This window comes from Aeromonas sp. FDAARGOS 1418 (assembly GCF_019048585.1).
Taxonomy (GTDB): Bacteria; Pseudomonadota; Gammaproteobacteria; order Enterobacterales; family Aeromonadaceae; genus Aeromonas; species Aeromonas caviae.
This window is the reverse complement of record NZ_CP077387.1, coordinates 3,672,926-3,696,056: the sequence shown is the minus strand read 5'-3', so window position 1 is coordinate 3,696,056 and position 23,131 is coordinate 3,672,926. Positions and strand designations below refer to the sequence as shown.

General features: G+C 59.8%; 31 protein-coding genes and 2 other RNA genes. 29 read left to right on the top strand and 4 right to left on the bottom strand.

Features of this window, described 5'->3' with window-relative positions; translation table 11 throughout:
• Positions 1-2: 2 nt before the first annotated feature.
• Positions 3-584, bottom strand: coding sequence for an electron transport complex subunit RsxA (gene rsxA / locus I6L48_RS17205; RefSeq protein WP_039038677.1), 582 nt, complete (start codon positions 582-584; stop codon positions 3-5).
• 111 nt (positions 585-695) lie between these two features.
• Here rsxA and I6L48_RS17200 point away from each other — a divergent pair, with 111 nt between their 5' ends.
• Together I6L48_RS17200 and I6L48_RS17195 are read left to right on the top strand one after the other, a co-directional pair.
• On the top strand, positions 696-1,592 hold the full coding sequence (locus I6L48_RS17200) for a DMT family transporter (RefSeq protein ID WP_041212829.1): 897 nt from the start codon (positions 696-698) through the stop codon (positions 1,590-1,592).
• Between the two features lie 61 nt (positions 1,593-1,653).
• Entirely contained in the window at positions 1,654-1,851 is a 198-nt protein-coding gene (locus I6L48_RS17195) for a hypothetical protein (RefSeq protein WP_039038678.1), read from the top strand.
• Between the two features lie 72 nt (positions 1,852-1,923).
• Here the strand turns inward: I6L48_RS17195 and I6L48_RS20915 are convergent, their stop codons facing one another.
• The 3 genes from I6L48_RS20915 to I6L48_RS17180 form a co-directional block, all read right to left on the bottom strand.
• On the bottom strand, positions 1,924-3,222 hold the full coding sequence (locus I6L48_RS20915; protein WP_042883180.1) for a PAS domain-containing methyl-accepting chemotaxis protein: 1,299 nt from the start codon (positions 3,220-3,222) through the stop codon (positions 1,924-1,926).
• Positions 3,223-3,701: 479 nt separating this feature from the next.
• Entirely contained in the window at positions 3,702-4,127 is a 426-nt protein-coding gene (locus tag I6L48_RS17185) for a DUF4124 domain-containing protein (protein WP_042883177.1), read from the bottom strand.
• 415 nt (positions 4,128-4,542) lie between these two features.
• Complete coding sequence (locus tag I6L48_RS17180; protein WP_180898599.1) at positions 4,543-5,289, bottom strand: helix-turn-helix transcriptional regulator; 747 nt, start codon at positions 5,287-5,289, stop codon at positions 4,543-4,545.
• A gap of 408 nt (positions 5,290-5,697) precedes the next feature.
• Here I6L48_RS17180 and I6L48_RS17175 point away from each other — a divergent pair, with 408 nt between their 5' ends.
• The 27 genes from I6L48_RS17175 (at position 5,698) to I6L48_RS17045 (ending at position 22,971) form a co-directional block, all read left to right on the top strand.
• A complete protein-coding gene (locus tag I6L48_RS17175) occupies positions 5,698-7,911 on the top strand; it encodes a DNA-binding protein (RefSeq protein ID WP_216987540.1) in 2,214 nt (737 codons plus the stop codon).
• Between the two features lie 41 nt (positions 7,912-7,952).
• Positions 7,953-8,675: an AAA family ATPase gene (locus I6L48_RS17170; RefSeq protein WP_042008341.1), complete on the top strand. Its 723-nt coding sequence runs from the start codon at positions 7,953-7,955 to the stop codon at positions 8,673-8,675.
• Positions 8,676-8,720: 45 nt separating this feature from the next.
• Positions 8,721-9,338, top strand: a complete 618-nt coding sequence (locus I6L48_RS17165) for a hypothetical protein (protein ID WP_128296939.1) — start codon at positions 8,721-8,723, stop codon at positions 9,336-9,338.
• Positions 9,322-9,882, top strand: coding sequence for a hypothetical protein (locus I6L48_RS17160; protein WP_069652692.1), 561 nt, complete (start codon positions 9,322-9,324; stop codon positions 9,880-9,882). Before I6L48_RS17165 ends, I6L48_RS17160 begins: the two co-directional genes overlap by 17 nt.
• A 55-nt stretch (positions 9,883-9,937) precedes the next feature.
• Positions 9,938-10,168 carry a hypothetical protein gene (locus I6L48_RS17155; RefSeq protein WP_042074593.1) on the top strand — a complete coding sequence of 77 codons (231 nt, stop codon included), beginning with the start codon at positions 9,938-9,940 and terminating at the stop codon, positions 10,166-10,168.
• 41 nt (positions 10,169-10,209) lie between these two features.
• On the top strand, positions 10,210-10,830 hold the full coding sequence (locus I6L48_RS17150; RefSeq protein WP_109421875.1) for a DUF3164 family protein: 621 nt from the start codon (positions 10,210-10,212) through the stop codon (positions 10,828-10,830).
• 14 nt (positions 10,831-10,844) lie between these two features.
• A complete protein-coding gene (locus tag I6L48_RS17145; RefSeq protein ID WP_043133138.1) occupies positions 10,845-11,042 on the top strand; it encodes a hypothetical protein in 198 nt (65 codons plus the stop codon).
• Between the two features lie 2 nt (positions 11,043-11,044).
• Positions 11,045-11,114, top strand: an RNA gene (locus I6L48_RS17140) — hammerhead ribozyme type II.
• Positions 11,115-11,119: 5 nt separating this feature from the next.
• Positions 11,120-11,332 (top strand): hypothetical protein, encoded by a 213-nt coding sequence (locus I6L48_RS17135; RefSeq protein WP_216987539.1) that lies wholly within the window; start codon positions 11,120-11,122, stop codon positions 11,330-11,332.
• An RNA gene (locus I6L48_RS17130) (hammerhead ribozyme type II) lies at positions 11,331-11,396 on the top strand. The genes I6L48_RS17135 and I6L48_RS17130 overlap by 2 nt, the downstream gene beginning before the upstream one ends.
• A gap of 40 nt (positions 11,397-11,436) precedes the next feature.
• A complete protein-coding gene (locus tag I6L48_RS17125) occupies positions 11,437-11,667 on the top strand; it encodes a hypothetical protein (protein ID WP_216987538.1) in 231 nt (76 codons plus the stop codon).
• A 149-nt stretch (positions 11,668-11,816) separates the two neighbouring features.
• Complete coding sequence (locus tag I6L48_RS17120) at positions 11,817-12,410, top strand: gp16 family protein (RefSeq protein WP_216987537.1); 594 nt, start codon at positions 11,817-11,819, stop codon at positions 12,408-12,410.
• Positions 12,403-12,840, top strand: a complete 438-nt coding sequence (locus tag I6L48_RS17115; protein ID WP_216987536.1) for a Mor transcription activator family protein — start codon at positions 12,403-12,405, stop codon at positions 12,838-12,840. Before I6L48_RS17120 ends, I6L48_RS17115 begins: the two co-directional genes overlap by 8 nt.
• Positions 12,841-12,917: 77 nt before the next feature.
• On the top strand, positions 12,918-14,000 hold the full coding sequence (locus tag I6L48_RS17110) for a DNA cytosine methyltransferase (RefSeq protein WP_216987535.1): 1,083 nt from the start codon (positions 12,918-12,920) through the stop codon (positions 13,998-14,000).
• 25 nt (positions 14,001-14,025) lie between these two features.
• Positions 14,026-14,967, top strand: a complete 942-nt coding sequence (locus tag I6L48_RS17105; protein ID WP_216987534.1) for an HNH endonuclease — start codon at positions 14,026-14,028, stop codon at positions 14,965-14,967.
• 137 nt (positions 14,968-15,104) lie between these two features.
• A complete protein-coding gene (locus I6L48_RS17100; RefSeq protein ID WP_216987533.1) occupies positions 15,105-15,692 on the top strand; it encodes a glycoside hydrolase family 108 protein in 588 nt (195 codons plus the stop codon).
• Positions 15,689-16,000, top strand: coding sequence for a hypothetical protein (locus I6L48_RS17095; protein ID WP_216987532.1), 312 nt, complete (start codon positions 15,689-15,691; stop codon positions 15,998-16,000). Before I6L48_RS17100 ends, I6L48_RS17095 begins: the two co-directional genes overlap by 4 nt.
• Entirely contained in the window at positions 15,993-16,214 is a 222-nt protein-coding gene (locus I6L48_RS17090; RefSeq protein WP_043133770.1) for a hypothetical protein, read from the top strand. Before I6L48_RS17095 ends, I6L48_RS17090 begins: the two co-directional genes overlap by 8 nt.
• Before the next feature lie 26 nt (positions 16,215-16,240).
• Positions 16,241-16,468, top strand: coding sequence for a TraR/DksA C4-type zinc finger protein (locus I6L48_RS17085; RefSeq protein ID WP_010674003.1), 228 nt, complete (start codon positions 16,241-16,243; stop codon positions 16,466-16,468).
• Between the two features lie 59 nt (positions 16,469-16,527).
• Entirely contained in the window at positions 16,528-16,830 is a 303-nt protein-coding gene (locus tag I6L48_RS17080) for a DUF2730 family protein (RefSeq protein ID WP_010674004.1), read from the top strand.
• Positions 16,827-17,123, top strand: a complete 297-nt coding sequence (locus tag I6L48_RS17075) for a hypothetical protein (RefSeq protein WP_010674005.1) — start codon at positions 16,827-16,829, stop codon at positions 17,121-17,123. The genes I6L48_RS17080 and I6L48_RS17075 overlap by 4 nt, the downstream gene beginning before the upstream one ends.
• A 12-nt stretch (positions 17,124-17,135) precedes the next feature.
• Positions 17,136-17,711: a DUF3486 family protein gene (locus I6L48_RS17070; RefSeq protein WP_216987531.1), complete on the top strand. Its 576-nt coding sequence runs from the start codon at positions 17,136-17,138 to the stop codon at positions 17,709-17,711.
• The gene (locus tag I6L48_RS17065; protein ID WP_216987530.1) at positions 17,711-19,282 is read left to right on the top strand and encodes a terminase family protein; all 1,572 of its coding nucleotides are present in this window, start codon (positions 17,711-17,713) and stop codon (positions 19,280-19,282) included. Before I6L48_RS17070 ends, I6L48_RS17065 begins: the two co-directional genes overlap by 1 nt.
• Positions 19,282-20,853, top strand: a complete 1,572-nt coding sequence (locus tag I6L48_RS17060; RefSeq protein WP_216987529.1) for a DUF935 domain-containing protein — start codon at positions 19,282-19,284, stop codon at positions 20,851-20,853. Before I6L48_RS17065 ends, I6L48_RS17060 begins: the two co-directional genes overlap by 1 nt.
• Positions 20,853-22,328: a phage minor head protein gene (locus I6L48_RS17055; protein WP_216987528.1), complete on the top strand. Its 1,476-nt coding sequence runs from the start codon at positions 20,853-20,855 to the stop codon at positions 22,326-22,328. The genes I6L48_RS17060 and I6L48_RS17055 overlap by 1 nt, the downstream gene beginning before the upstream one ends.
• Positions 22,325-22,525 carry a hypothetical protein gene (locus tag I6L48_RS17050; RefSeq protein ID WP_180898568.1) on the top strand — a complete coding sequence of 67 codons (201 nt, stop codon included), beginning with the start codon at positions 22,325-22,327 and terminating at the stop codon, positions 22,523-22,525. Before I6L48_RS17055 ends, I6L48_RS17050 begins: the two co-directional genes overlap by 4 nt.
• Positions 22,525-22,971 (top strand): phage virion morphogenesis protein, encoded by a 447-nt coding sequence (locus tag I6L48_RS17045; RefSeq protein ID WP_216987527.1) that lies wholly within the window; start codon positions 22,525-22,527, stop codon positions 22,969-22,971. The genes I6L48_RS17050 and I6L48_RS17045 overlap by 1 nt, the downstream gene beginning before the upstream one ends.
• Positions 22,972-23,131 lie beyond the last annotated feature (160 nt).

The following is a 23,131-nucleotide window of genomic DNA, read 5'->3' as shown; positions in this document are numbered from 1 at the left end:
CGTTATATCTTGATGAGGCCGGTAAAGCCCATGAAGGCCAGCGACATCAGGCCAGCGGTGACCATGGCGATGGAGACGCCACGAAACGGTGCCGGCACGTCGGCGGCCACCAGCCGCTCACGCATGGCGGCAAAAAGGATCAGCACCAGGGAGAAGCCGACGGCGGCCCCGAAGCCGTAGATGATGCTCTGGATGAAGTTGTGGCGCTCGTTGATGCTGAGCAGCGCCACGCCGAGCACGGCACAGTTGGTGGTGATGAGCGGCAGGAAGATGCCGAGCAGGCGATAGAGGGTCGGGCTGCTCTTGCGGATCACCATCTCGGTGAACTGGACCACCACGGCGATCACCAGAATGAAGCCCAGGGTGCGCAGGTAGGCGATCTCCAGCGGGATCAGGATGTAGTGCTCCATCAGATAGGAGCAGGCGCTGGCCAGCGTCATGACGAAGGTGGTGGCCAGACCCATGCCGATGGCGGTTTCCAGCTTGCCGGAGACACCCATGAAGGGGCAAAGGCCGAGGAACTTCACCAGCACGAAGTTGTTGATCAGCACGGTGCCGACCAGTAAAAGCAGGTACTCAGTCATTGAAGATGGGTTATCCGGTATGAAGGCGGCCGTATTATCTGATGTTAGGTGCCTTTAGACAACCGCAAGGCCGTATGGTTATTATTCGAATGCCCAATTCATGGAGGCATTGTGCGCCCTTTACCCGTCCTGACGCTGACCCTGGCCATGCTGCTCTGGTCCAGCTCCTTCATCGCCCTCAAACATGTGCTGGAAATCTGGTCCTTCGGTCAGGTGCTCTTCATGCGGATGGGGGTGGCGTCCTGTTGCTGGCTGCTCTGCTACCGCCAGCTTGGCCGCGTCACTTACCAGAAGGGGGATTGGCGCTGGTTGGCCCTGATGGGGGCGCTTGAGCCCTGCCTCTACTTTCTTCTTGAAGTCAACGCCCTGCGTTACACCAGTGCCGGCCAGGCCGGTATGGTCTGTGCCCTGCTTCCCCTGATGGTGGCTCTGGTGGCCTTCGTGCTGCTTGGAGAGCGGGTGAGTCGCCGCCAGCTGCTGGGCTTTGCCATCGCCATCGTTGGCATCGCCCTGCTGGGGTTGGGGGAGGGCGCCGACGAGTTCGCCCCCAACGCCCTGCTCGGCAACAGCCTGGAGATGGGCGCCATGCTCTGCGCCGCCACCTATTCCGTGGTATTCAAAAAGCTCTCCAGCCGCTACGGGGTGATGACACTGACGGCGTTGCAGGCCTTCGTCGGCATGCTCTTCTTCGCGCCCTTTGCCTTCAGTGCGCCCTGGCCCGCGAGCTGGGCCTGGCAGGACATGGGGGTCATCCTCTTCCTCGGCGCCTTCGTGACCCTTGGTGCCTACCTGCTCTACAACTGGTCGGTGACCCAGGTGAAAGTGACCCTGGCGGCTGCCTATGTGAACCTCATACCGGTCTTTACCCTGCTGCTCGCCTATCTGCTGCTGGGAGAGACGCTCACGGCCCTGCAATGGGTGGCCTGTGCCGCCGTGCTGGCCGGCATCGGGGTGGGCCAGCTGCCGTCCGGCAGGAAGCGTGCGCAGGCCGTCGCCACCGGGGGATGAGTCGCCGTCATTGGGCTACAGTCTGGGCAGGGAAACACGCTGTCTAAGAAGGAGCCGACCGATGAGCGACATGCACTTGCTGGCCGCGGCCAAAAGCCTGTTGAGCCATCCCCCCTTTACCCTGGCCGATGCCAGAGCCCTGGAGGCGCTGGAAGAGGAAGCGGTGGGGGAGGAGGGGCTCTGCATCGCCGCGCTATGGGACATCGCCCTCGCTTTGGCGGACGAGGAAGCCAGACACTATCTCCTGGGGGATGGCTGAGCGGGTTTCGGGTGGGCGGACAGCAATGACAACGGGGGGCCTGGGCCCCCCGTTGTCATTGGCAGCTGTCGCTCAGATGGAGAGGCTCTTGACGGTGTCCGACACCGAGTTGGCGTCCTCGATGATCTCCTTGATGACGTCGGCGATGATGGTGGCCTGCTCCTGACCTGCCACCGCCTTGTCGGAGACGACGGAGACGGTCTGGGTGATCTGTGAGGTGATCTCCGAGTTGTGCTTGATGACGGTGACGATCTCGCTGGTGGAGCTGGAAGTGCGCGCCGCCAATTGCCTCACCTCGTCGGCCACGACCGCGAATCCCCGCCCCTGTTCCCCGGCGCGGGCCGCCTCGATGGCGGCGTTGAGGGCCAGGAGGTTGGTCTGATCCGCGATGCCGCTGATGGTGGAGATGATGGATTCGATGCTCCTGGATTGCTGGTTGAGCTGCTCTATCTGCTTGCTGACCGCATTGACCGAGGTGTTGATGTGGGAGGAGGTGTCGAGCACCCTGTCGATGACCTCCCGTCCCCTGGCGGCGCTCGCGACGGTTTCGCTGGCGATGGCACATGCCTTCTGGGCCGCTTCCCGGGTGGAGATGGATTTCTCCACCCGTTCGGTGATGTCGCTCGCCAGCTTGATGATTTTGACCACCTTGCCCTCGTGGTTGAAGATGGGGTTGTAGGTGGCCTCCAGCCAGATCTTCTCCCCCCGGTGACCCAGACGCATGAAAAGCCCTGACTTGATGTCACCCGAACCGAGATCTTGCCAGAAATAGGGGTTATTCTGGTAGAAATCGCTGTCACAGAAGAGGCGATGATGCTTGCCGACCACCTCTTCCAGCCGGTAGCCAAAGCAGTTGAGGAAATTCTGGTTGGCGGTGATGACGGTGCCATCGGGTTGGAAATCAATGACCGCCAGGGACTTGTCCAGCGCTGCCAGCAGGGCCTGGGTGCGCTCCAGAGTGGATTGCTGCTGGGTCACGTCGGAGGCGACCTTGGCGATCCGCACCACCTTGCCGTCGATCACGATGGGGAAATAGGTCGCCTCCAGCCACACGGCCTTGCCGGATTTCGACTGGCGAATGAAGCGGCCGCTGCGGGAGACGCCGTGGCGCAGATCCTGCCACAAGGTCTCGTAATCCCGGGTATTGACGTCGTCGGGGAAGCAGAGGGTGCTGTGATGCTTGCCGATCACCTCGTCACGCTCAAATCCCACGATCTTGAGAAACAGCGCGTTGGCGAAGGTGACCACTCCCGCCGGGGTGAACTGGACGAAGGGGACCTGCAACTGGATAGCCTGTTCAAATGCCCCCAGCTCCACCACCCTTGCCGCTTGTTCACTGGCTTCCTTGCTTGCTTTTTGATTCCAGAACATGACAGTGCTCCTCCATGAGACCCTTGAATGAGATAACGACCAAATCTGAGTAAATTAACAATAGCATTGCGTCCTGATGAGTCGTCATCGAACTCAAATTAACTTTTTATTTTTCAATGTTGATAAATGGTTTTTTAATTGTGGGGTCTCGTACAAGGGTTATTTATCTCCTGGGCCGCCCTGGCCCCAGGGAATATTGGCATGAAGGCGCCTCTTTTGGCACTGACAATTGTCACGATGCCCCTATATATCGCCTTCATATGAACCCAGTGGCACGCCATGTGGCCTATATGGGGATTCAATGAGTCTTATATGGGCACGGTGAAATAGGTGGAGGCGGGGATCTGGAAATAGCCGCTATCTGACTCTCTGGTGTGAGAAATAAACGGCCAAGGGTGTGAGTTTTTGGATATGCGGCATGTGTGAACTCGTGACGACATTGCCGCTTCGGTATATTTCCTGTCCCGAAACAGGGGTGTTTATTTTGCCTGCAAGGTGGAGAGTTTCTGGTTCAGGGACTCAATCTCTTTCTGATATCGGGTAGTGACCGACTGCATCTCTGCCGAGACATTGCGGGATCTTGCCTTGTTCTCCGTGATCTGGGTCATCTCGTTGTTCATCTTCTGCTTTTTGGCCTCGATCTCGGTGCGCAGCGCCTCGGCCTGGCGTTGTTTCTGGCCGTTCGCCAGGCTCTGCTCTATCTCCCGGGTCTGGCTGGCCGCCTGCTCCACCGCCTCGGGGGAGGGGGTATAGACATTGAGTGCCATGGGTTTGGCGTCGCTGCTGCAGGGGATGTCGCTGAAGGTGATCTGCCCATCGCGGGCGCATTGATAGACAGCCGCCTGGACAACGGGGACGGTGGCAAGTCCCAGGCAGGCGAGAGAGATGACCAGCATGCGTGACATAGACTCCTCCTTGAATCCTCTTCCTTGCACACTAGTACATGGCGCAAGGTCAGACAACGGCCTCGTTCCGGGTGTGACATTCCGGTCCTCACGTTGCCTCTCTCTGGTCCATGGCGGGGAGATCTCCTGCGCAATGGGTGTGCCATGGCGGCATAAAGCGACGGATCTGTAACCGACCACTGAGAATGAAAAAACCGGGAGCAGCCGAAAGTAAGTGGGATCTCGTGGGACAAACTCAAGGCTGATAAGGCTTAGAGGGGGATCGGGAGGTTCTAGTCGCGGGCGCCGCCAAAATGAAAGACGGCGCACGACATTTGGGGTGAATGCGGCAAAAATGAAAACCTAGATGAGGGCCGACTCAGATGGTGTTCCAAGTTTAAATTGCTATTTAAGTCCTATTTTCGGACTCACAAAACTAAAAAAAGTCGTGCCCGGCCCAGACAACCTTGCCGATCACGGCCAGGCTTTCCAGCTGGTTGGCGGGAACGACCTGCAGGGGGTAATCAACACGGTTATCGCTGATGATGGTGATCCCGCCATCGAAGTTCTTCTGCAAGCGCTTGGCATAGAGTTCCTCTCCAAGCCGCAACACGAAGATGGATCCGTCTTCGATCTGATTCTTGCTGATATCGACCAGGATGGAGTCGCCAGAGTGAATGGTGGGTTCCATGCTGTCGCCTTTGGCGAAGACCACCACCAAGTTATCCGGGCTCAACTTGCGAAACGTGAGCCACTTGCGGCGAAATGCCAGCTTGCGTTTAACCTCATGATCATCATTAAACGCGCCATGGCCGGTACTCACGGTGACATGGTAGCCATCGATCAGCGCGTACTCCTCATCAAACTCATCACGACGCACCGCCTGCTCGGCAACTCCATCGGGATGTTTCGGGCCCTGACCCGTGGCCAGCCACTCCAGATTCACATTGCACGTTCGTGCAATTCGCAGCGCCTTGTCGATGGTGGGCAGCGAATTGAACGGGGGGAAGTATTTGCGCATCCCCGACTCACTCATCCCCACCAACTCGGCGAATGCCTTGTAGCTCAGACTCCCACGTAGCTCGTCCAGGCGGTCACTCAGAGTATCCATTCCAACCGTCAGAAAAGATACCTCACCGTCTTTTTGTGCTGATTGTGGTTTTTCTTCATAACGCTCTGACATACAAGGAATTCTCGGCTAGTGGCTATTGCTGGTGAGTCGATAGACAAAAAATTCCGCACAAAAAGACTTGTCAATCTTTTTGGGGTGATCAATCATTCATATGTGACGCATTGCGACATAAAATCATTCTTTTATGAATGATAAAGATACGCGCCGCGACACTTGATGATACCGAAACGGGGTGAGTATGTCAGGGAAAACACCAGAGTGGATCAGGGCTGAGCTCATAAAACGCGGATATTCCCAGGCTGCTTGGGCCCGCGCCAAAGGGTTGCATCCCAGAGCAGTGCAGCGCTGCATCAAACAATATGCCCCATCCATGGGCGTCAGCCCCAAGCGCAGGGAAAGCCGTTCCATCATGGCGCAGCTTTCCGACTCGCTGGGCATCGACTTGCTGGGAGGTGGCCAATGAGTACCTGGTTCACCGCCCAAGGGTTGGCCGGATTGATTGGCATGCCAGCCTATCCCGATGGTGTGCGCAAAAAGGCGGAGCGTGAAGAGTGGCAAAGTCGCAAGCGCGAGAAAGGCAAGGGCGTTGAATACCACATCAGCTCGCTGCCCGCAGAAACCCGGCGTTATCTGGCGGAGCAGGCCGTCGCCCAGCATGGGCAAGCGGTGACCGATCATGCGGCCGGTGGCAAGGCGATGGCCAAGCTGCTTGCCCGCGAGGTGCCGGTGAAGCCGGATGCGGGGCGTAAATTGCTGACCCTGGGCGCAGTCGCCCGCAAGAAGGTGGATGCCCGGCTGCTGATCCTGCAGGCCGCCGATATCTTCCTGACCCCTTATCAAGCCTGTCAGCAAGGGGAGGTGGGGCGCCGTGCCTTTATCGAGGCATATCGCACCCGAGCCCTGCAACTGCCAGCAAGTGTCTATGAGCAACAGAAGCCGTTCAGCCTGATCACCTTGCGACGTTGGCAAGCCACCCTGACGGATGCCGGTCCGGCGGCGCTGGCTGGGAACTACCAGCGGGAGCGTCCATCCAGCGTCGAGCAAAGCCCGGATCTGGCCCGTTTCCTCACGGCACTGATCACTGCCAAACCGCATTTGGCCAACAAGTGGGGGGCGCTGCATGAACTGGCGACCCAGTACAGCGAGATGAACCAGCTTGGCTGGCAGATCCCGAGCCAGTCCTCCCTGCGACGCTGGCTGGTCAAGTGGCTGGCAGAGAACAAGGTGGCCTTTACCTATGCCACCAACCCCGATGCCTACAACAACAAGTACCGCACCGCCATCGAGGAAATGTACCCCTGGATGGGGCAGCCCAACGACGTGTGGGAGTTCGACAGCACCCCGGTCGATGCCATGTTGGTGGAAGGTCGTCACAGCATCATCGCGGTGATCGATGTGTTCACCCGTCGGGTGCGGTTGCTGGTGGCCAAAACCTCGTCGAGCGAGGGGATCTGCTTGCTACTGCGCAAGACCCTGCTGGCCTGGGGCACCCTCAACGACAACGGGGTGATGCGTACCGACAACGGCTCCGATTACGTGAGCCAGCGGGTCATGTCCATCTGCACTCTGCTCGGCATGAATGTCAGCCGTTCCAACGCCTATTCGGGTTGGGAGAAGCCGTACATCGAGCGCTTCTTCCGCACTCTCTCCCACGGTCTGATCGAGTTGTTGCCCTCCTTTGTTGGCCACTGTGTGAGAGACCGCCAGGTGATCGAAGCTCGCAAGAGTTTTGCCGAGCGGCTGGAGGAGAAGCGCAAGCCGAATGCGGAGAAGGAGCTCTACGAGCTGGCCATGACCGCAGCCGAGCTGCAGACCCTGCTCGATGACTGGCTGGATGCCCGTTATCACAACCGCAAACACAGCTCGCTCGGGATGACCCCCAACGAGAAGTACCAGATCGCCCGTTACCAGCGCCGCGCGATCGTCGATGAATCGGCGCTGGATCTGCTGCTCAACCATATCGGAGAGGCCACGGTCTCCAAGGGCTTTATCAAGGCTGGCGGCCTCAAATACAGCGCCCCGGAGCTGCTGGAGAACAGTTGGAAGAGCCAGCGGGTCAGCGTGTTTCTCGACCCGAGCGACGTGGGTCGCGCCATCTTGTACCGCACTGGCGACTGGAACGAGCGGATCGAGGCGGTGAACCTCGACCTGCTGGGCAATGGCGTCAGCCCGGATGCCTTCCGCGCCGCCAAACGTGCCGATGCCAAGGCGCTGGCCAGCTTTCGCCGCGAAATGCGCAGTCTCGCCAAGACCTTCGGCGTCAACGAGCTGCATCAGGATGTGGTGCGTCACTTCGTTGACCAGGCCCGTGATGTGGCCCAGTTCCAGCGCGGCGATCTCGGGCTCGATAACCCGGCACTAGCCGCACTCTCCGGCGTTACCGCTCCCCGCGAACCGGCACAATTCAGCGCCGCCGAACTGGCTGCGATAGAAGCTCGCCGTGAGGAGAAAGCGGCCCGTGCCCAGGCGGCGGCCGGGCAGGAGTCCAGGGCACTCAAGACCGAGTACGAGCAGGCCATCTATCTGGCCGAGAAGGAGTTGGATGCACCGCTGACAGAGCGGGAGAAGGAATGGCTGACCAAGTACCTCTACAGCCACAAGCTGATGGCGAAACGGATCCACCGCCATCTGGAAAGCACCAGGGCCACTCGCAACACCCAGGCAAAAGGTTAACGAGCGGCCCTGTAAAACAACCTCATAAGGACAAAAACACTATGAAACACAAGATCGTCGAAGTCAAAAACATGATCAAGACCGAGCAACTGCTCGACAACCTGCTCAACCGCTCCAGTATCGTGCCGGGCATTGGCCTTATCCACGGGCCATCCGGTTTTGGCAAGACCACGGCCGTGGAGTGGCTGTTCAACCAGGACGAAGTGAACGGCATCTACGTGCGCTGCTACAAGGCCGACACCGTGACCAGCCTGCTGGAGCAGATCGCCAAGGAGATCGGCATTCCCCAGCGCCACAACCTGCGGGGGCAGGTGGACAGCATCGTCGAAGCGGTGCGAGCCGAGGAGCTGGCCATCTTTGTGGACGAGGCGGACTACGTGGTCGGCAATGCCCGCATCATGGAGACCCTGCGCGATATCTACGACGCCACCGAGCAACCGCTGATCCTGGTGGGGATGGAAGAGATTGCCCGCCGCATCAGCCAACGCAAGCAACTGTTCAACCGCATCTCCCAGTGGATCGAGTTCAAGCCCGCCGACCTGGAAGACGTCTCCCTGATTGCCAGCGAAATGCTGGAGGTGGACGTGGAGATCGACGACGCCCTGTTGGACCTTATCCGCAAGCGCTCCAACGGGGTGGTGCGCACCATCGTCTCGGCCCTGGACAAGATCGAGAAGATGGCCATGGCCTCCGATGCCCGGATTATCCGGCTGGAGGACGTGGACGCCAGCGAACTGCTGCATGACGTGCGCCGCAGCCGGTAGCCACTGGATTCCAGCAAATAACAACAAAGCACGGGAGGGATACCAGTGGTCGGGAAAAGTGTAAACACCAATGCAGAGACGGCTTGGCAGTGGATGTGCCAGCAAGAATCCTTTGATCTTTTGGAGTTAGCGGCAGCCAGCCCATTAAAGCTGGGGAATGTCTATCTGGTTGTTCGGCGCTGGTTGGCAAGTGGCCATCTGCGCTGTGTCTACCAGAAACCATTTGGTCGCCGTATATCGTTCCGGGGCAGTCGTTATCAGGTTGTGGATGCAGCGCTAACACCTCAATTCGGGTCAGGAAACCGCAGCACCAAGCACCGCAAGAAGCGGCGGATACGGCGCAAAACGGTTCAACAAAAGATGTGGAATACCATGAAAATCAGCCGTTTTTTCACCCTGAATGACCTCGCGATCACGTCTGGGGTAGATGACAGCGGCGCGAGTACCTTCACCACCTTCCTGGTCCGGGCTGGTTATGTCCGGCTGGTGGACAAGATTGAGCGTTTCAAAGTGAAGGGTGACCAGAATCGCTACCAGTTGGTCAGGGATACAGGGCGATTCGCCCCCATGGTCAGGGCCACACAGGGGGGATGCTGGGATCAAAACGAACAGCGTTTTTACCAGTTCGATGTGAAGGAGGCCCCTCATGGACACGTGGCTTGAGGTTCTGCAAGCCGAGGTGGCGGCCAGCTCGTTGGCCGTGGTGGCCGACAAGCTCGGTCTGTCCCGCACCACCATCAGCCAGGTCTGCAACCAGAAGTACCCGGGCGATCTGGCGCGGGTACAGAAGCTGGTGGAGGGGAACCTGATGGGCCACAAGGTGACCTGCCCCATTCTGGGGGAGATTCCGGTGCATCAGTGCCTGGCTCATCAGCGCCGACGGGCGGATGAGGTCGGAACCAGACCGATGGATATCAAGCTCTGGAAGGCGTGCCACAGCGGCTGCCCCCATAGCCAGCTCAGCGAGGATCAGCAACTGCGCCGGCCGATGCGTCTCGCCGTCGAACAGGGCGGCAGAGGTGGGGACAAGAGCGTTCGTTATGACGCGGACGCCACCCTCTCCAGATTGCGCCGCCAGGCAAAAAGCGATGGTGAGAACGCCAGCAACAGCCTGCGCATTCTGGCAGAGCTGCTTGCCGAAGAGCTCAAGATCTTGGGTATCAAATACAACCGGTTGCTCGACAAAGTTGAGAAGCACGGCCAATAAACCAGCGGGCTCGGGGTGTGCGGTGGGCCCAGTGAGACATCACAAGGAGAACGGGATGAACAGAAATCTGCAAAATACGGCCGACCAATTGCGTCTCTGGTTGACGGCGAACGGTTGCAAGGTCCGTACCGGCCAGGTGCGCGATACCCCGCTGCTGATGGTGACCGGCCCCTTGCCGCCGGAGATGACCCGGCGGGCCGTGTGGGGGCGCGAGTACCTGGCTGGCGTGGTCAGCGAGGTGGCCATGGTGCGCTTTGGCGGCTGTGTCTTGCACTGGCGTCAGTGAGCGACCACCGAACAACAACGGGATAAATCAAGGAGAGCCTTATGCAAGAAGCACAGACCAAAGACACGACCCCGATGCGGCAGAACGCCCAGGGGCACTGGGTACCGGAGAACCTGATCGCCCCGGCTGACAAGCTGCGCGATGAGGTGGTGATGGGCATCATCGCGGCTGCCAAGGAAGAGCGCTCACGCTTAGCTGCTTTCAAGATCGGCGCCATGCAGCAGATCGCCGACTTTGTGGACCTCTCGGCCGAGCGGTACGGGGTGGCCTGGGGCGGTACCAAGGGCAATGTGACCCTGCTCAGTTTCGACGGTCGTTACAAGCTGATCCGGGCCGTGGGTGAGCACCGCAAATTTGATGAACGGATCCAGGCGGCCAAGGTACTGATCGACCAGTGCATCGCCCGCTGGAGTGATGGCGCCAGCCCCGAGATCCGCGCCCTGGTGGACCACGCCTTTCGGGTGTCCAAGGCCGGCCATATCGACGTCAACCAGGTGCTCTCCCTGCGTCAGCTCAATATCGACGACGCCGACTGGGAGCAGGCCATGCAGGCGATCGCCGACGCCATCCAGGTGACCGGTACCAGCCAATATCTGCGGCTCTACGAGCGGGACGCCCAGGGGCGTTACGTTCAGATGAGCCTGGATCTGGCAAAGCTGTAAGGGAGGCGTGCGCGATGGAAATCAACGTAGAACAGGCCGAAGAGCAACTGCAGCTCTGTGAACAGATCAGCGAGACCGAAGGCACCTGCTATCCCGATGACACCTATGAGGATGGCATCAAGGCCGCTTTGTTATGGGTGCTGGGGCTGGGCCCGGCGCCGCTGAGCGAAGAGGAGTACCAGGATCTGATGCCGCTGCAGTTCGAGCAGTAACGATGCGAAACAGGGCGGCCGCGCCGCCCTGTCTGCCCGGCGTGGTGGCCGGGTACTGATGAGCAGCCGGAGGACGGATGGATAACGTGAAAGCACTTCTGAACACCAGCGTGGCCGATGCGAAAAGCTCCCTGGAGTGCCTGCTGATGAGCAATCCGCAGCAGGCTCTGGACGATGCGCAACTGGCCGTTGATTTCATCAATCAGTACGGTCAGGCCATCAATCAGAAGTCCAGGATGGCCATGCTGGCCACCATTGTGAGCAAGGCACGAAAGCGCCTGCTCAAGTAAGCGAAACGGGGGGCGTTCCCCCGTCTGCCTGGCGTGGTGGTCAGGCACTGATGAGCAGCCGACCTGGGCCCAGGTCTTCACCGCCTCGAACAAGGAGCACGGCGATGACCAAAACAGAGATGGATATTCGGCTTACCAAGATATTCAGCGCGGCCGTCATTGCACAGGCGACCCCTGATAAACGGGCTGTGTGCAGACAGCTCAAGCAGTTTGATAGAGAGGCTCGTGCCCAAGGGCTGTTTGCCCTGGCAGGGGAGGCCAGCCAGATGCGCTGGCAACTGGTGGCAGAACTGCAGCAGACCAGAGCAGCAGAGGTCAGCCATGGCAGCGTCTAATTGGCAGGCCCTGCTGGCCTATGTGATGAAGTTTGGCCCCTTGAACCAGCAAGGTGCCGAGCAGTGGCTCGATAGTCATTGCCCTGAGTGGCGCAATGGAAACGATGTGCCTGCCGGTCAAATCTGGGTGGCAAAAGTGGGGAGAAGTCATGACAGCAAACAATGAACGTACCCGCTTGATCCGGCTGGTGCAGGTGGGCCGCCGTTCACTGGGGCTGGATGAAGAGACCTATCGAGCGCTGCTGGCCCAGCAGAGTGGTAAGCGCTCGGCTGCAGAACTGACGCTCCAGGAGTTGGACAAAGTGCTGCTGGCGATGAAGGGGGTGGGGTTTAAACCGACCGTTAAACGTGCCGTAAACGGGGGCAAACCAAAGCGTTTAAGCCCTGCTCGCGGAGCCCCGACCAGGACCGCCGAGATAGGCGTGATCCGGGCTATCTGGATCACCATGCACCGCCACGGCCTGCTGCGCGATGGCAGCGAGACGGCGCTCAATCACTATGTTGAGCGTCAGACGGTGTGGCTGAACAAGGGGGTTGGGGTGGCCGAAGTGGCCTGGCTCAGCGAGGCGTTGGCTTATCCGGTGCTGGAGTCCCTCAAGCACTGGCATAAGCGGGAGATGGTCAAGGCCCTGCAGGCTGCCAAAAAACCTGTCCCCATCAATGAGAAGACCGGGCGGGTGGCAGGCTATCAGGCCGTTGTGGCGGCCTTCGAGCAGATGCAGGCGGAGGTACAACATGGATAGCAGTCAAGAGAATCTGGACCTGTTCGCCGATGACCATGAATCCTTGGGACAGTTGGTGGACCGGCTGGATCAGATCCCGGCGGCCGAGCTGACCGCCAAGTGGCCCAAGGCGCTGGCCGAGCTGGTCGATGTGTTCGCCTGTGAGCTGGGGCGCGGCGGGATGGCGGCGGATAAGGCCTTGGCCCAGGCCCGCAAGCTGGCATTGGTGCAGGCCCACTATATGGGCGGCCGCGCCTACTACATCCCCACCGGCGATCATCTCAAGGCCGCGCTGCGGGACAGAGCCATCTGGGATGAGTTCAATGGCCGCAACATCGACCAGCTTGCCCGCAAGCACGGGCTCTCGGTGCCCCAGACCTATGCGGTGGTGGCGGAACAGCGGCAGTTACAAAGATCAAGAAGCCAATTGAGATTGTTTGATGAGCAATGAAGTCCTGTGTTCTAGCACTCTCTCTTCCAGAAACGTATACTCCGATGCCTATGGTTAAAGACGATATCGAGTTCCACATGCAGCAGAAAAAATACCGCCTCATTGACCTTTTTTCCGGAGCTGGGGGGATGACACTTGGATTTACAGACCATCGTTTTGGCGGTGGCTTTGAGTGTGTCCTGTCGGTTGATAACAATGCAGCGGCTATGGCTACCCATGAGGCCGCGTATGCTGCACCATGCATAGTGGGTAACATCGAAGAGTGGATTAAAACGAATCCCGTTATACCTGCTGCAGATGTTGTGATCGGTGGTCCTCCTTGCCAAGGATTTAGCCTTCTCAATAAGAACAGAGATGGAGATGGAAGGCGTGCTCTATGGGAACCCTATATGGATGTGGTGCAGCTCTGTGGCGCGAAGATGTTTGTTATGGAGAATGTAACGGAACTACTGCGTTCTGATGAGTTCCTCGACATAACAAAACGAGCTGGTGATATGGGGTTTCATCTAATATCTGACGTGTTCAATGCGGCAGATTATGGGACACCTCAAACGAGAAAAAGAGCAATCATCATTGGTTGGAAAAAAGGATTCGTTGAAGATCCAAGCCTTCCTGCCCCAACACATTCAAAAGACCCCGAGAATGGCCTGCTGGCGTGGCGAACAGTAAAAGATGCTATTGCAGATCTCCCCGAACCAATAGGGACAGAGATACGCGATTGTAAACCTCCACTGAATCTCCACTTTGGTCGCAAGCCGACAGATGTTAGCTTGGCGCGTTATAAAGTTGTGCCTCCTGGTGGAAACCGATTTGATCTACAAAAGAATGCACCGGAAATCACCCCCGCATGCTGGATAAAGAAAACTTCTGGTGGAACAGACTTGTTTGGGCGGCTGTGGTGGGATCGCCCAAGTGTGACGATTAGAACTGAATTTTTCAAACCTGAAAAAGGGCGTTATCTACACCCTGAAAAACATCGACCCATTACTCATCGTGAAGCGGCCAGACTGATGGGGTTCCCTGATGATTTTCCTTTCAAGGGCTCTAAGACCGAAATTGCACGTCAGATAGGTAATGCTGTGCCACCACCGTTGGCTGGTGCAATTGCGAACGCAGTTTATCGCGCACTCGCTAATCAGACCTCAAGCCAAGCGGCTTGAGGTCGTTCTGAAACTCGGGGAAAGTATGGCAAGAAGATCTCGTCAAGAAGATCCAGAAGTTTTACGCAAAAGACTACTTATTCTTATTCAGAATTTTGAAGATGAGCTTCAAAATGGAGACTTAAGAAGCAAAGTGATAGCGTTGGTCCCTGCTCATCATGTTTTTCGCGATCTTGGGAGTTCTCTTATCCCGCGGGAAGATGCCAAATCGGCACGGGACAGAATTGAGCGATACTTTACTAGCTACCCACGTCAGATTATCAAAGGAGACGAACTGATGGTCGTCTCAGGAATTGGCGAATGGGCTAGGAGAGTCCGAGAACTCCGGGTTCAATTTGGATGGAGTATTGTCACTGGCATCACAGCAAAAGAGATGCTGGATGAAGGTGATTTTTCACTAAGTGAATTTAGTGGAAAAAAGCTCCGCCCTGATGACTATGTCCTGCTGGATGAGCGTCAAGATAAAGAAGCTGCATATCGTTGGCATACTGCCAATGATATTCGAAAAAAATCAATTGCAGTACAAGATAAGTTACTGGAGTTTCTGAAAGCAAACGTTGGGCAACCTGTCACAGGCGAAGAGCTTCGCTACGTGGCTAAAGACAAAACAGAATGGGCTCGTAGAGTTAGGGAGCTAAGAACAGAAGAGGGTTGGGCCATTGCAACACGTACAACAGGCCGTCCTGATCTTCCGAACGGAGTTTATGTGTTAGAAAACACTCATCAAACTCCGCCCCATGACCGAAAAATACCTGATGAGGTTAGACGCTCAGTCTTGGTAAGAGATAAATACTCGTGCCAAAAATGTCATTGGAACCATGGCATGTGGAATAAGGCAGACCCCCGCCATCTGGAATTACATCATATTGAACATCATGCAAAAGGTGGGGCGAACACAGAGTCAAATTTGATTACTCTTTGTACCGTATGTCACGATAAAGTGCACCGTGATGAAAGAAAAATGTAAGTACCCAATATGGCCAAGATGGATACATAAATAGTCAACAGTTAGATATCTTGGCCGTTCGTACTAATCCACCATAAACCCGCCCCATTAAGGCCCCTCGGTACGCTGCGATAACGCAGTTAATCGAGGGGCCTTTTATGTTGCCTGATACCTATCCCATAGCGCTTGCCTGGTTGCTCCGTCCCGATGTGGAAGGGGGGGAGGTCAACCACCCGGCCGACCGTGGCGGCCATACCAAGTTCGGCATGGCCGATGCTGCTGACGGCAAGAAAGACGGCATGCTCGATCTTGATCGCGATGGCCGGCCAGACATTGCCGTCGGTGATGCTACCCCTGCCCATGCCCAGTTGTTTTACCGAGCGAACTACTGGCTGCCCGCCCGTTGCGACCGGGTTGATAGCGTCAGCCCGCTGATTGCCATCGCCCTGTTCGACGGCGCCGTGCATCACGGCCCTGGTCGCTCGGTGCGCCAGTTGCAGCAGGCGCTCGGCGTCTTGGCCGATGGGGTGCTGGGCTCGCAAACCTTGCGGGTGCTGGCCGCCAAGACCGGGCGGGATGGTGGTCGGGCCCTGCTGCTCGCGCTGCTTGAGGTCCGCGCCGGCTTCATGCTCGGCATCGTGCGCAAAGACCCGAGCCAGTGGGCCAATGCCCACGGCTGGAGCAACCGCCTGCTTCGCCTGCAGAGCTACCTGCTCTCGACCCGGTTCGGTGAGGGGGCTGCATGAGCAAACCCAGCCTCACCAACAAGCGCCGCCAGGCGTTGCAGGGGATCCAGGCCGCCGGCTATTTCGGCATCCCCGAACTCAAGAACCCCCGTTACCTCGCCTGCTTCAAGGATGGGCGCCGTGCCCATCTGAAGGCCTATCTGGGCGAACCCGCCTCCATGGACCTGGAGACGATCCCGCTCTACAGCCATCACCCCACTCGACAGTCCTTGTTTGCCCAGGGCTGGCGGTCGGTGGGCGAGCTGGATCGCCTGCGGGCCCGTGCCCGTCTTACCCCAACCCAACCTAAGGAAGCCCATCATGCCTGATTCCCTGTTACCCCAAGCAAAGCCTGCGCTCAGGAGCCGCGCCGTCATCGGAGGCGTCATCGCCGTGGGGGCCGGTATCGCCGGCCTGTTCGGCGTGCCGGTCGATGTCGGTACCCAAACCAGCCTGGTCTCCACCGCCGTGGATCTGGCCAGTGCCATCGGCGGCCTGCTGGCCATCTGGGGGCGCCTCAAGGCGACCCACGTCATCAAATAAGCCATCAAGCAGGGCAGGAGACACCCTTGAGCGACCCCATAGACCGCGCCCAGCAGCTCGACGCCGAGCGGACCGGGCGACTTATTGACGCCCACCGGGCAAGGCCCAAACCCCGTGGCGATGGCATCTGTTGCGATTGTGATGAGCCCATCCCGATTGCGCGGCTGCATGCCGAACCCGATGCGCCGCGCTGCATCGAGTGCCAGACCCTATTCGAGCGCAAGGAGGCAATCCGTGTGGGAATTCATCGTTAAGGGGAATAGGAGGCCGCTGCTAGGCCCGATATTGCCGAACCAGACGAAGGGGGCCACCGATGTGGGAATTTATCGTTAAGAACTGGGGGCCCCTGTACGCCCTGGCCAGTCTGGTGGGGTTGATCGTCATCATCCTGCTCTCCAAGACCTACGCCAAGCGTGAAGATGTCACCGGCCTGGCCGCCAGGGTGGCCAGGGTCGAGCAGCAACTTTCGGATCTGCCGACCGAGAAGGAGCTGCACACCCTGCAGCTGGAGATCAGCGAATTGCGTGGTGAGCTGCGGGCGTTGGCGCCGGAACTGCGTCAGGCCCGCCGACTCGCCGACCTGCTGCTGGAAAATGAACTCAAGGAGAGACCATGAGCATTCAAGGAATATTGGACGCCCAGCAACGCCTGGTGATCTTGCGATCCTTGCTCGATATCGGCGGGGCCGCCAACGAGTCGATCCTCAATGATTGCCTCGACCAGCTGGGTACCGGCCGGGTGTCCCGGGATCGGGTCAAGACCCTGCTGGCCTGGCTGGATGAGCAGGGGCTGGTGCGCATCGAGAAATTGGCCCAGGTACAGGTGGCGCACCTGACCGGCCGGGGCCAGGACGTGGCCGAGGGGCGATCCAGCGTGCCTGGCGTGAAGAAGCCCCGTGCCGAAGATTGAGGGAGGATGACCATGGCCGAGAAACCGACCCGGGGCCGCGCCAGCAAGGTGTGGCTGCTGCCCGAAGCTATCCGCAACGCCCTCAACGAGATGTTGCGCGACAAGGGCAACAGCCAGGCCGCCATCCTGGACGAGATCAACGGTCTTATCGAGGGCGCAGGGTTACCCGATGATCTCAAGCTCTCCCGCTCAGGGCTCAGCCGCCACGCCAGTCAGGTGGAGCAGGTGGGCCAGCACCTGCGCGACTTACGGGAGACCACGGCGGCGCTCACCTCCCAGCTCGGCGACAAGCCGATGGGGGAGACAACCAAGCTCATCCTGGAGCTCGGCCGTTCCCAGTTGTTCAAGGCGATGCTGGCCCAGGTGCAGAACCCGGAGGAGGCGGTGGATATCGACATGCTGAAAAATGCCATGTTGGCGGCCCAGCGACTCGAATCCACCGCCATGCAGAGCCACAAGCGGGAGAAGGAGATCCGCCAGGCCTTTGCCGAGGAAGTGGCTGCCAAGACCGAGGCCATCGTCACCCAGGCGGGCCTGAGCGGTGAGGCTGCCGCAGCCATTCGCCGCGAAATACTGGGGATCGTCTGATGACCACGATCGCCCAGCAGTTGGCCCTGACCCTCGGTACCGAATACAACCCCGACGAGGTGTTGCTGCCCTACCAGCGCATCTGGATTGCCGACGAGAGCCCACTCAAGATCGCCGAGAAGAGCCGCCGCACCGGGATCACCTGGGCGGAGGCGGCCGACGCCGCCCTGACGGCCTCCAAGACCAAGACGGCCGGGGGTTGCCACCACTTCTATGTGGGCAGCAACAAGGAGATGGCCCGTGAATTTATCGATGCCGTGGCCATGTGGGCCAAGGCGTACAACAAGGCTGCCGGCGAGATCCAGGAGGAGGTGTTCCTGGACGACGAGGACAAGGCGATCCTCACCTTCGTGGTCTATTTCGCCTCGGGCTTCAAGGTGCAGGCGCTCTCCAGCAACCCCTCCAACCTGCGGGGGATGCAGGGCAATGTCACCATCGACGAGGCGGCGTTCCACGACCGGTTGGCCGAGGTGCTGAAAGCGGCGCTGGCGCTGACCATGTGGGGGGCCAAGGTACGCCTTATCAGCACTCACAACGGCGTCGATAACCTGTTCAACCAGCTCATCAACGACAGCCGGGCGGGCAAGAAACGCTACTCCATCCACACCATCACACTCGATGACGCCTGCCGCCAAGGGCTCTATCGCCGCATTTGCCAGGTCAAAGGTATGTCCTGGTCCCAAGAGGCAGAAGATGCCTGGAAGGCGGGGCTGCTGAAAGACACCGCCACCGAAGAGGATGCTCTGGAGGAGTACTTCTGCGTGCCCAAGCAGAGCAGCGGCGTCTATATCAAGCGAACCCTGATCGAGCGTGCCATGCAGCCGGATATCCCCATCCTGCGCTTTACCGCCCCCAAAGACTTCGAGCTCTCAAGCGAGGAGACCCGCAAGGCGGTGGCGGAGATCTGGTGTGAGGAGAACCTCAAGCCCTGCCTGGAAGCGCTCGATCGCAATTGCCGTCATGTGCTGGGGGAGGACTTCGCCCGCAAGGGGGATCTCTCGGTGTTTGTTCCGCTATCCATCGCGACCAGCCTGCGCAAGACCGTGCCCTTCGTGGTGGAACTGGTCAACGCTCCCTATGAGACCCAGCGCCAGATCCTCTTTTACCTGCTGCAGGGGCTGCACCGCTTCACGGCAGCCGCCTTCGATGCCACCGGTAACGGCGGTTATCTGGCAGAAGCTGCTCGGCTGCGCTGGGGCGCCAGCATGATCGAGTGCGTGATGCTCAATGACCCCTGGTACCGGGAGTGGATGCCCAAGCTCAAGGCGGAATTCGAGGATGGCAACCTCATCATCCCGCGCCATGCGGACGTGCAGGACGATCTGGGCAAGATCCAGGTCATCAACGGTATTCCCAAGATCGACAAGGGCAAGAACACCGGCCAGGGCGGCCAGCAGCGCCACGGCGACTTTGCCGTGGCCTTGGCCATGGCCGTGCGGGCCAGTTGGATGGAGGGGGGCGCCATCGAGTTCACCCCCTTGCCTGGTAAACACGGACGCGACAGCAACGACGACTATCACCCATCCCTCGGGACGAGGGATCTGATCAAAAGTGAGAGAGGGGGTTGGTAATGACCGGACTCATCGACATTCATGGCAACTCGCTGCGCCTGCAGAAGGAGCCGCAAACCGAAAACGACGCCAAGCTGGCCCAACTGCGCCGCCACTACAGCGAACACCCCACGGTGGGGCTCACCCCGGGCAAGGCGGCCGCTGCGCTCAAAGAGGCGGAGGAGGGGAGCCTCATCGCCCAGTGCGAGCTGGCCGAAGACATGGAAGAGAAGGACGCCCATCTGCAGAGCGAGCTTGGCAAGCGGCGCCGGTCCCTGCTCGGGGTGAGCTGGACCATAGAGCCGCCCCGCAATGCGACCCCCGCCGAACAGCGCGACTGCGAGATGATCCGGGAACTCTTGGAGGACTTCACCTGGTTGGATGACGCCATCTTCGATGCCACCGATGCGGTGCTCAAGGGATTCAGTGCTCAGGAGTTCAGCGGCTGGGAGATGGTGGAGGGGTTGCAGCTCCCCAAGGGCATCGTCTGGCGTGATCCCGCCTGGTTCCAGACCCACCCGGATGACTGGAACCAGGTGCGACTGCGGGACGGCAGCAAAGAGGGGGCGGCCCTCAATCCGTTCGGCTGGATCATGCACAAGGCCAAGTCGAAATCCGGCTACTTGGCCCGCACCGGCCTTATCCGCACCCTGGTCTGGCCCTTTCTGTTCAAGAACTACAGCGTGCGGGATCTCGCCGAGTTTCTGGAGATCTACGGCCTGCCGGTGCGTCTGGGCAAATACCCGGAAGGGGCCACCGAGAAGGAGAAATCCACCTTGCTGCAGGCGGTGCTCTCCATCGGCCACAATGCGGGCGGCATCATCCCCCGGGGGATGGAGATCGAGTTCCAGAATGCGGCGAGCGGTCAGGCCGATCCCTTTGTGGTGATGATGGACTGGTGCGAACGCTCCATGAGCAAGGCCATCCTGGGCGGCACCTTGACCAGCCAGGCAGACGGCAAGAGCTCGACCAATGCGCTCGGCAACGTCCACAACGAGGTGCGTCAGGAGGTGCGGGATGCAGACCTTCGCCAGCTCGCCGCTACCCTGACCCGGGATCTGGTCTATCCGCTGTTTGCTTTGAACGGCAAGAGCTTCCAGGGGCCGCGCCGCTGCCCGCGCCTGGAGTTCGATGTGACCGAGCCCGAGGACATGCGCGATCTGGCCTATCCACTGCGGGCCCTGGTGGGCATGGGGATGCAGATCCCGGCGCAGTGGGTGCGGGACAAGCTGCAGATCCCGGCGCCCAAGGAAGGGGAAGAGGTGCTGGTCATCGTCGATAAGCAGGCAGGGGCCGGGGAGGCGGCTCTCAGGGCGCAGGGATTGGCGGCGCTGGCGGCCAAGCCCCCTGTCCAGGGTGATAACAATGACGCCCAGCTTGCCCGCCTGCAGGCCGAGGTGGCCCCTTTGCTCGCCGGCATGACCGACGCCGTCCAGGCACTGGTGATGCAGTCCACCACCCTGGAGGAGATCCGGGATGGCTTGCTGGCGCTGGAGCCCAACCTCAGTCATGACGAGCTGGGGGCGCTGCTGGCCCAGGCCATTGCAGCCAGCGAACTGCTCGGCATGCTGGAGATGGAGGAGGGCAACTGATGCCCGTTCGTTACGGCAGTTTGCCGTTCGAGGAGGCGATCGCCTTCTTTCGCCAGAAGCTGAATATGCCGAGCGAGCGTTGGGCCGATGTGTGGCGGGATGCCCATAACCGCGCCTTTATGGTGGCGGGGGCGACCAAGACGGATCTGCTGGCGGACCTGCGCGGGGCGGTGGACAAGGCGATAAGCGAAGGGCAATCCATCGGGGCCTTTCAGAAGGCGTTCAAGGAGGTCGTGGCTCGCCACGGTTGGGAGCATACCGGCCCGGCGTCCTGGCGCTCTCGCGTCATTTTCGAGACCAACCTGCGCCAGAGCTACAACGCCGGGCGTGATGACCAGATTGAGCGCATCAAGCACAAGCGCCCCTTTGCCCTCTATCGCCACGGCGATTCCGAGCACCCCAGGGAGCTGCACCTCAAGTGGAACAACCTGGTGCTGCCGGTGGACCATCCCTGGTGGGAGACCCACAGCCCCAGCAACGGCTATGGCTGCAAGTGCAAGAAGTTCCTGCTCTCCGAGGCGGATCTCAAGCGTCGGGGGTTGACGGTGGGCCAGGCACCGGATGACGGCAATTATGAGTGGGTGGACAAGGCGACCGGGGAGATACACCGGATCCCTCGTGGCATCGACCCCGGTTTTGATTACCGGCCAAAGACGCCCGCCGCCCTGACCGAGGCGATGGCCAAGCGGGAGGCGGCGAAACCCGCGCTGGCCGAGCGTCTGCCGGAACGCCTGGTAGAGAGCGCCTTCTCGACGGCCAAGGGGGTGACGGCGCAGGGGGTCAGTGATTTGCTGGCCCAGCTACCCGCCCCCCAGCGCGAGCCCTTGGCGGCCTTTCTCAAGGCCCACCCAATCAAGACCCTGTTTATCAAGCAGACCGAGATGGGCAAGGGGGCGGCAGGGCTCAAGGTTGCGCCGGCTATTGCCGAGTACCTGGGCACAGACCCTTACCTGGTACGCTCCCTCTATTACACGCGCCGGGCCAGCGCGACCAACGGCTTTACGGCCAAAAGCTGGGGCCATCTGGTTATCAAGGTCAAGGCGGGTGATACACTCAAAGCAGTGGATATGCAGGCGGTGCAAGCGGCGGCCACCGAGGTGGTGACCGATGCCCATGGCAACACCGGGCCCCGTCACTGGTTGCAAAGGGGGACCAGTGGCGAGACATTGCGCCGTCACTGGAGCATCTCTGCCAACGTCGGCGGCAAGCAGGGAGAATCAGCCCAGCGGCTCTCAACCTGGTTGCATGAGCTGGGCCACCAGGTTCACTTCTGGGCCGGGGAGCCTGACCTGACGGGAGTGGGGTTGCTGACGGAGTATGCCGGCAAGACCAGGATGGAAGCCGCCGCCGAGGCGTTTGCCGCCTGGGTCTTGGCGAGGGATGCCATGGTGGCGCACTTCCCCGAACTGGCCAAACGGGTGGAGGCCATGCTGGCCGAGGCCACGACCGCCAGCCGCAAAGGAGAGAAAGGATGACCCTGTTGGAGCAAGCCAGCGCCCTGCTGGCAGAAGATGGCCCCTTTACCCTGGCACAGGCCAAGGCGCTGGATGCCTTGTGTGAACAAGCCCGTGGCGAAGAGGCGGATATGTTGGGGGATCTCTGGGAGGCCGCTATGTTGTCTGCCGATGAGGAGGCCCTGCACTTTATGACCACCTTCGAGGATGATGTCTGATGGCGGGCAGCTTTATCGCCATCAGCCATCACGGGGTGGCCGATGCCCATGAGTTGCTGGCCCGGCTCTATGAGCGCACCGGCGACTTAAGCGAGCCTCTGGCGGATATCGGCGAGGGGTTGGCGCTCTCCCACCGGGATCGCTGGGATGTGCAGGAGACCCCGGAAGGGGAGCCCTGGGCCCCCCTCTCGGACAAGTACCGCGCCCGCAAGCCACGCCATGCCGACGAGGTGCTGCGCCTCAACGACGATCTGCGTGACACCCTCAACTATCAGGCCGATCCCCTGGCCCTCTACTTCGGTACCCCGCTGGCATACGGCGCCGCCCACCAGTTCGGCCGCCCCGAGATCAACCTGCCTGAGCGCCCCTATCTGGGGTTGTCGGAAGCAGACCAGCAGAGCGTGCTGGAGACGCTGGAAGGCTATCTGACAGCGGACGCGCTCTAAGCCTCTGGGCGCGTTTGCGGGGACAGGGCCAGTGCGATGGCATGGCCCGTCCGCTCTTCGCCCAGCAAAACGGTGTTTAAACACCCTTAAACAGTACCGGCACCCCCTGCTGTTGCAGTAACCCACCATAAACCCCACCCCTCGCTCACCTCCCTGACAC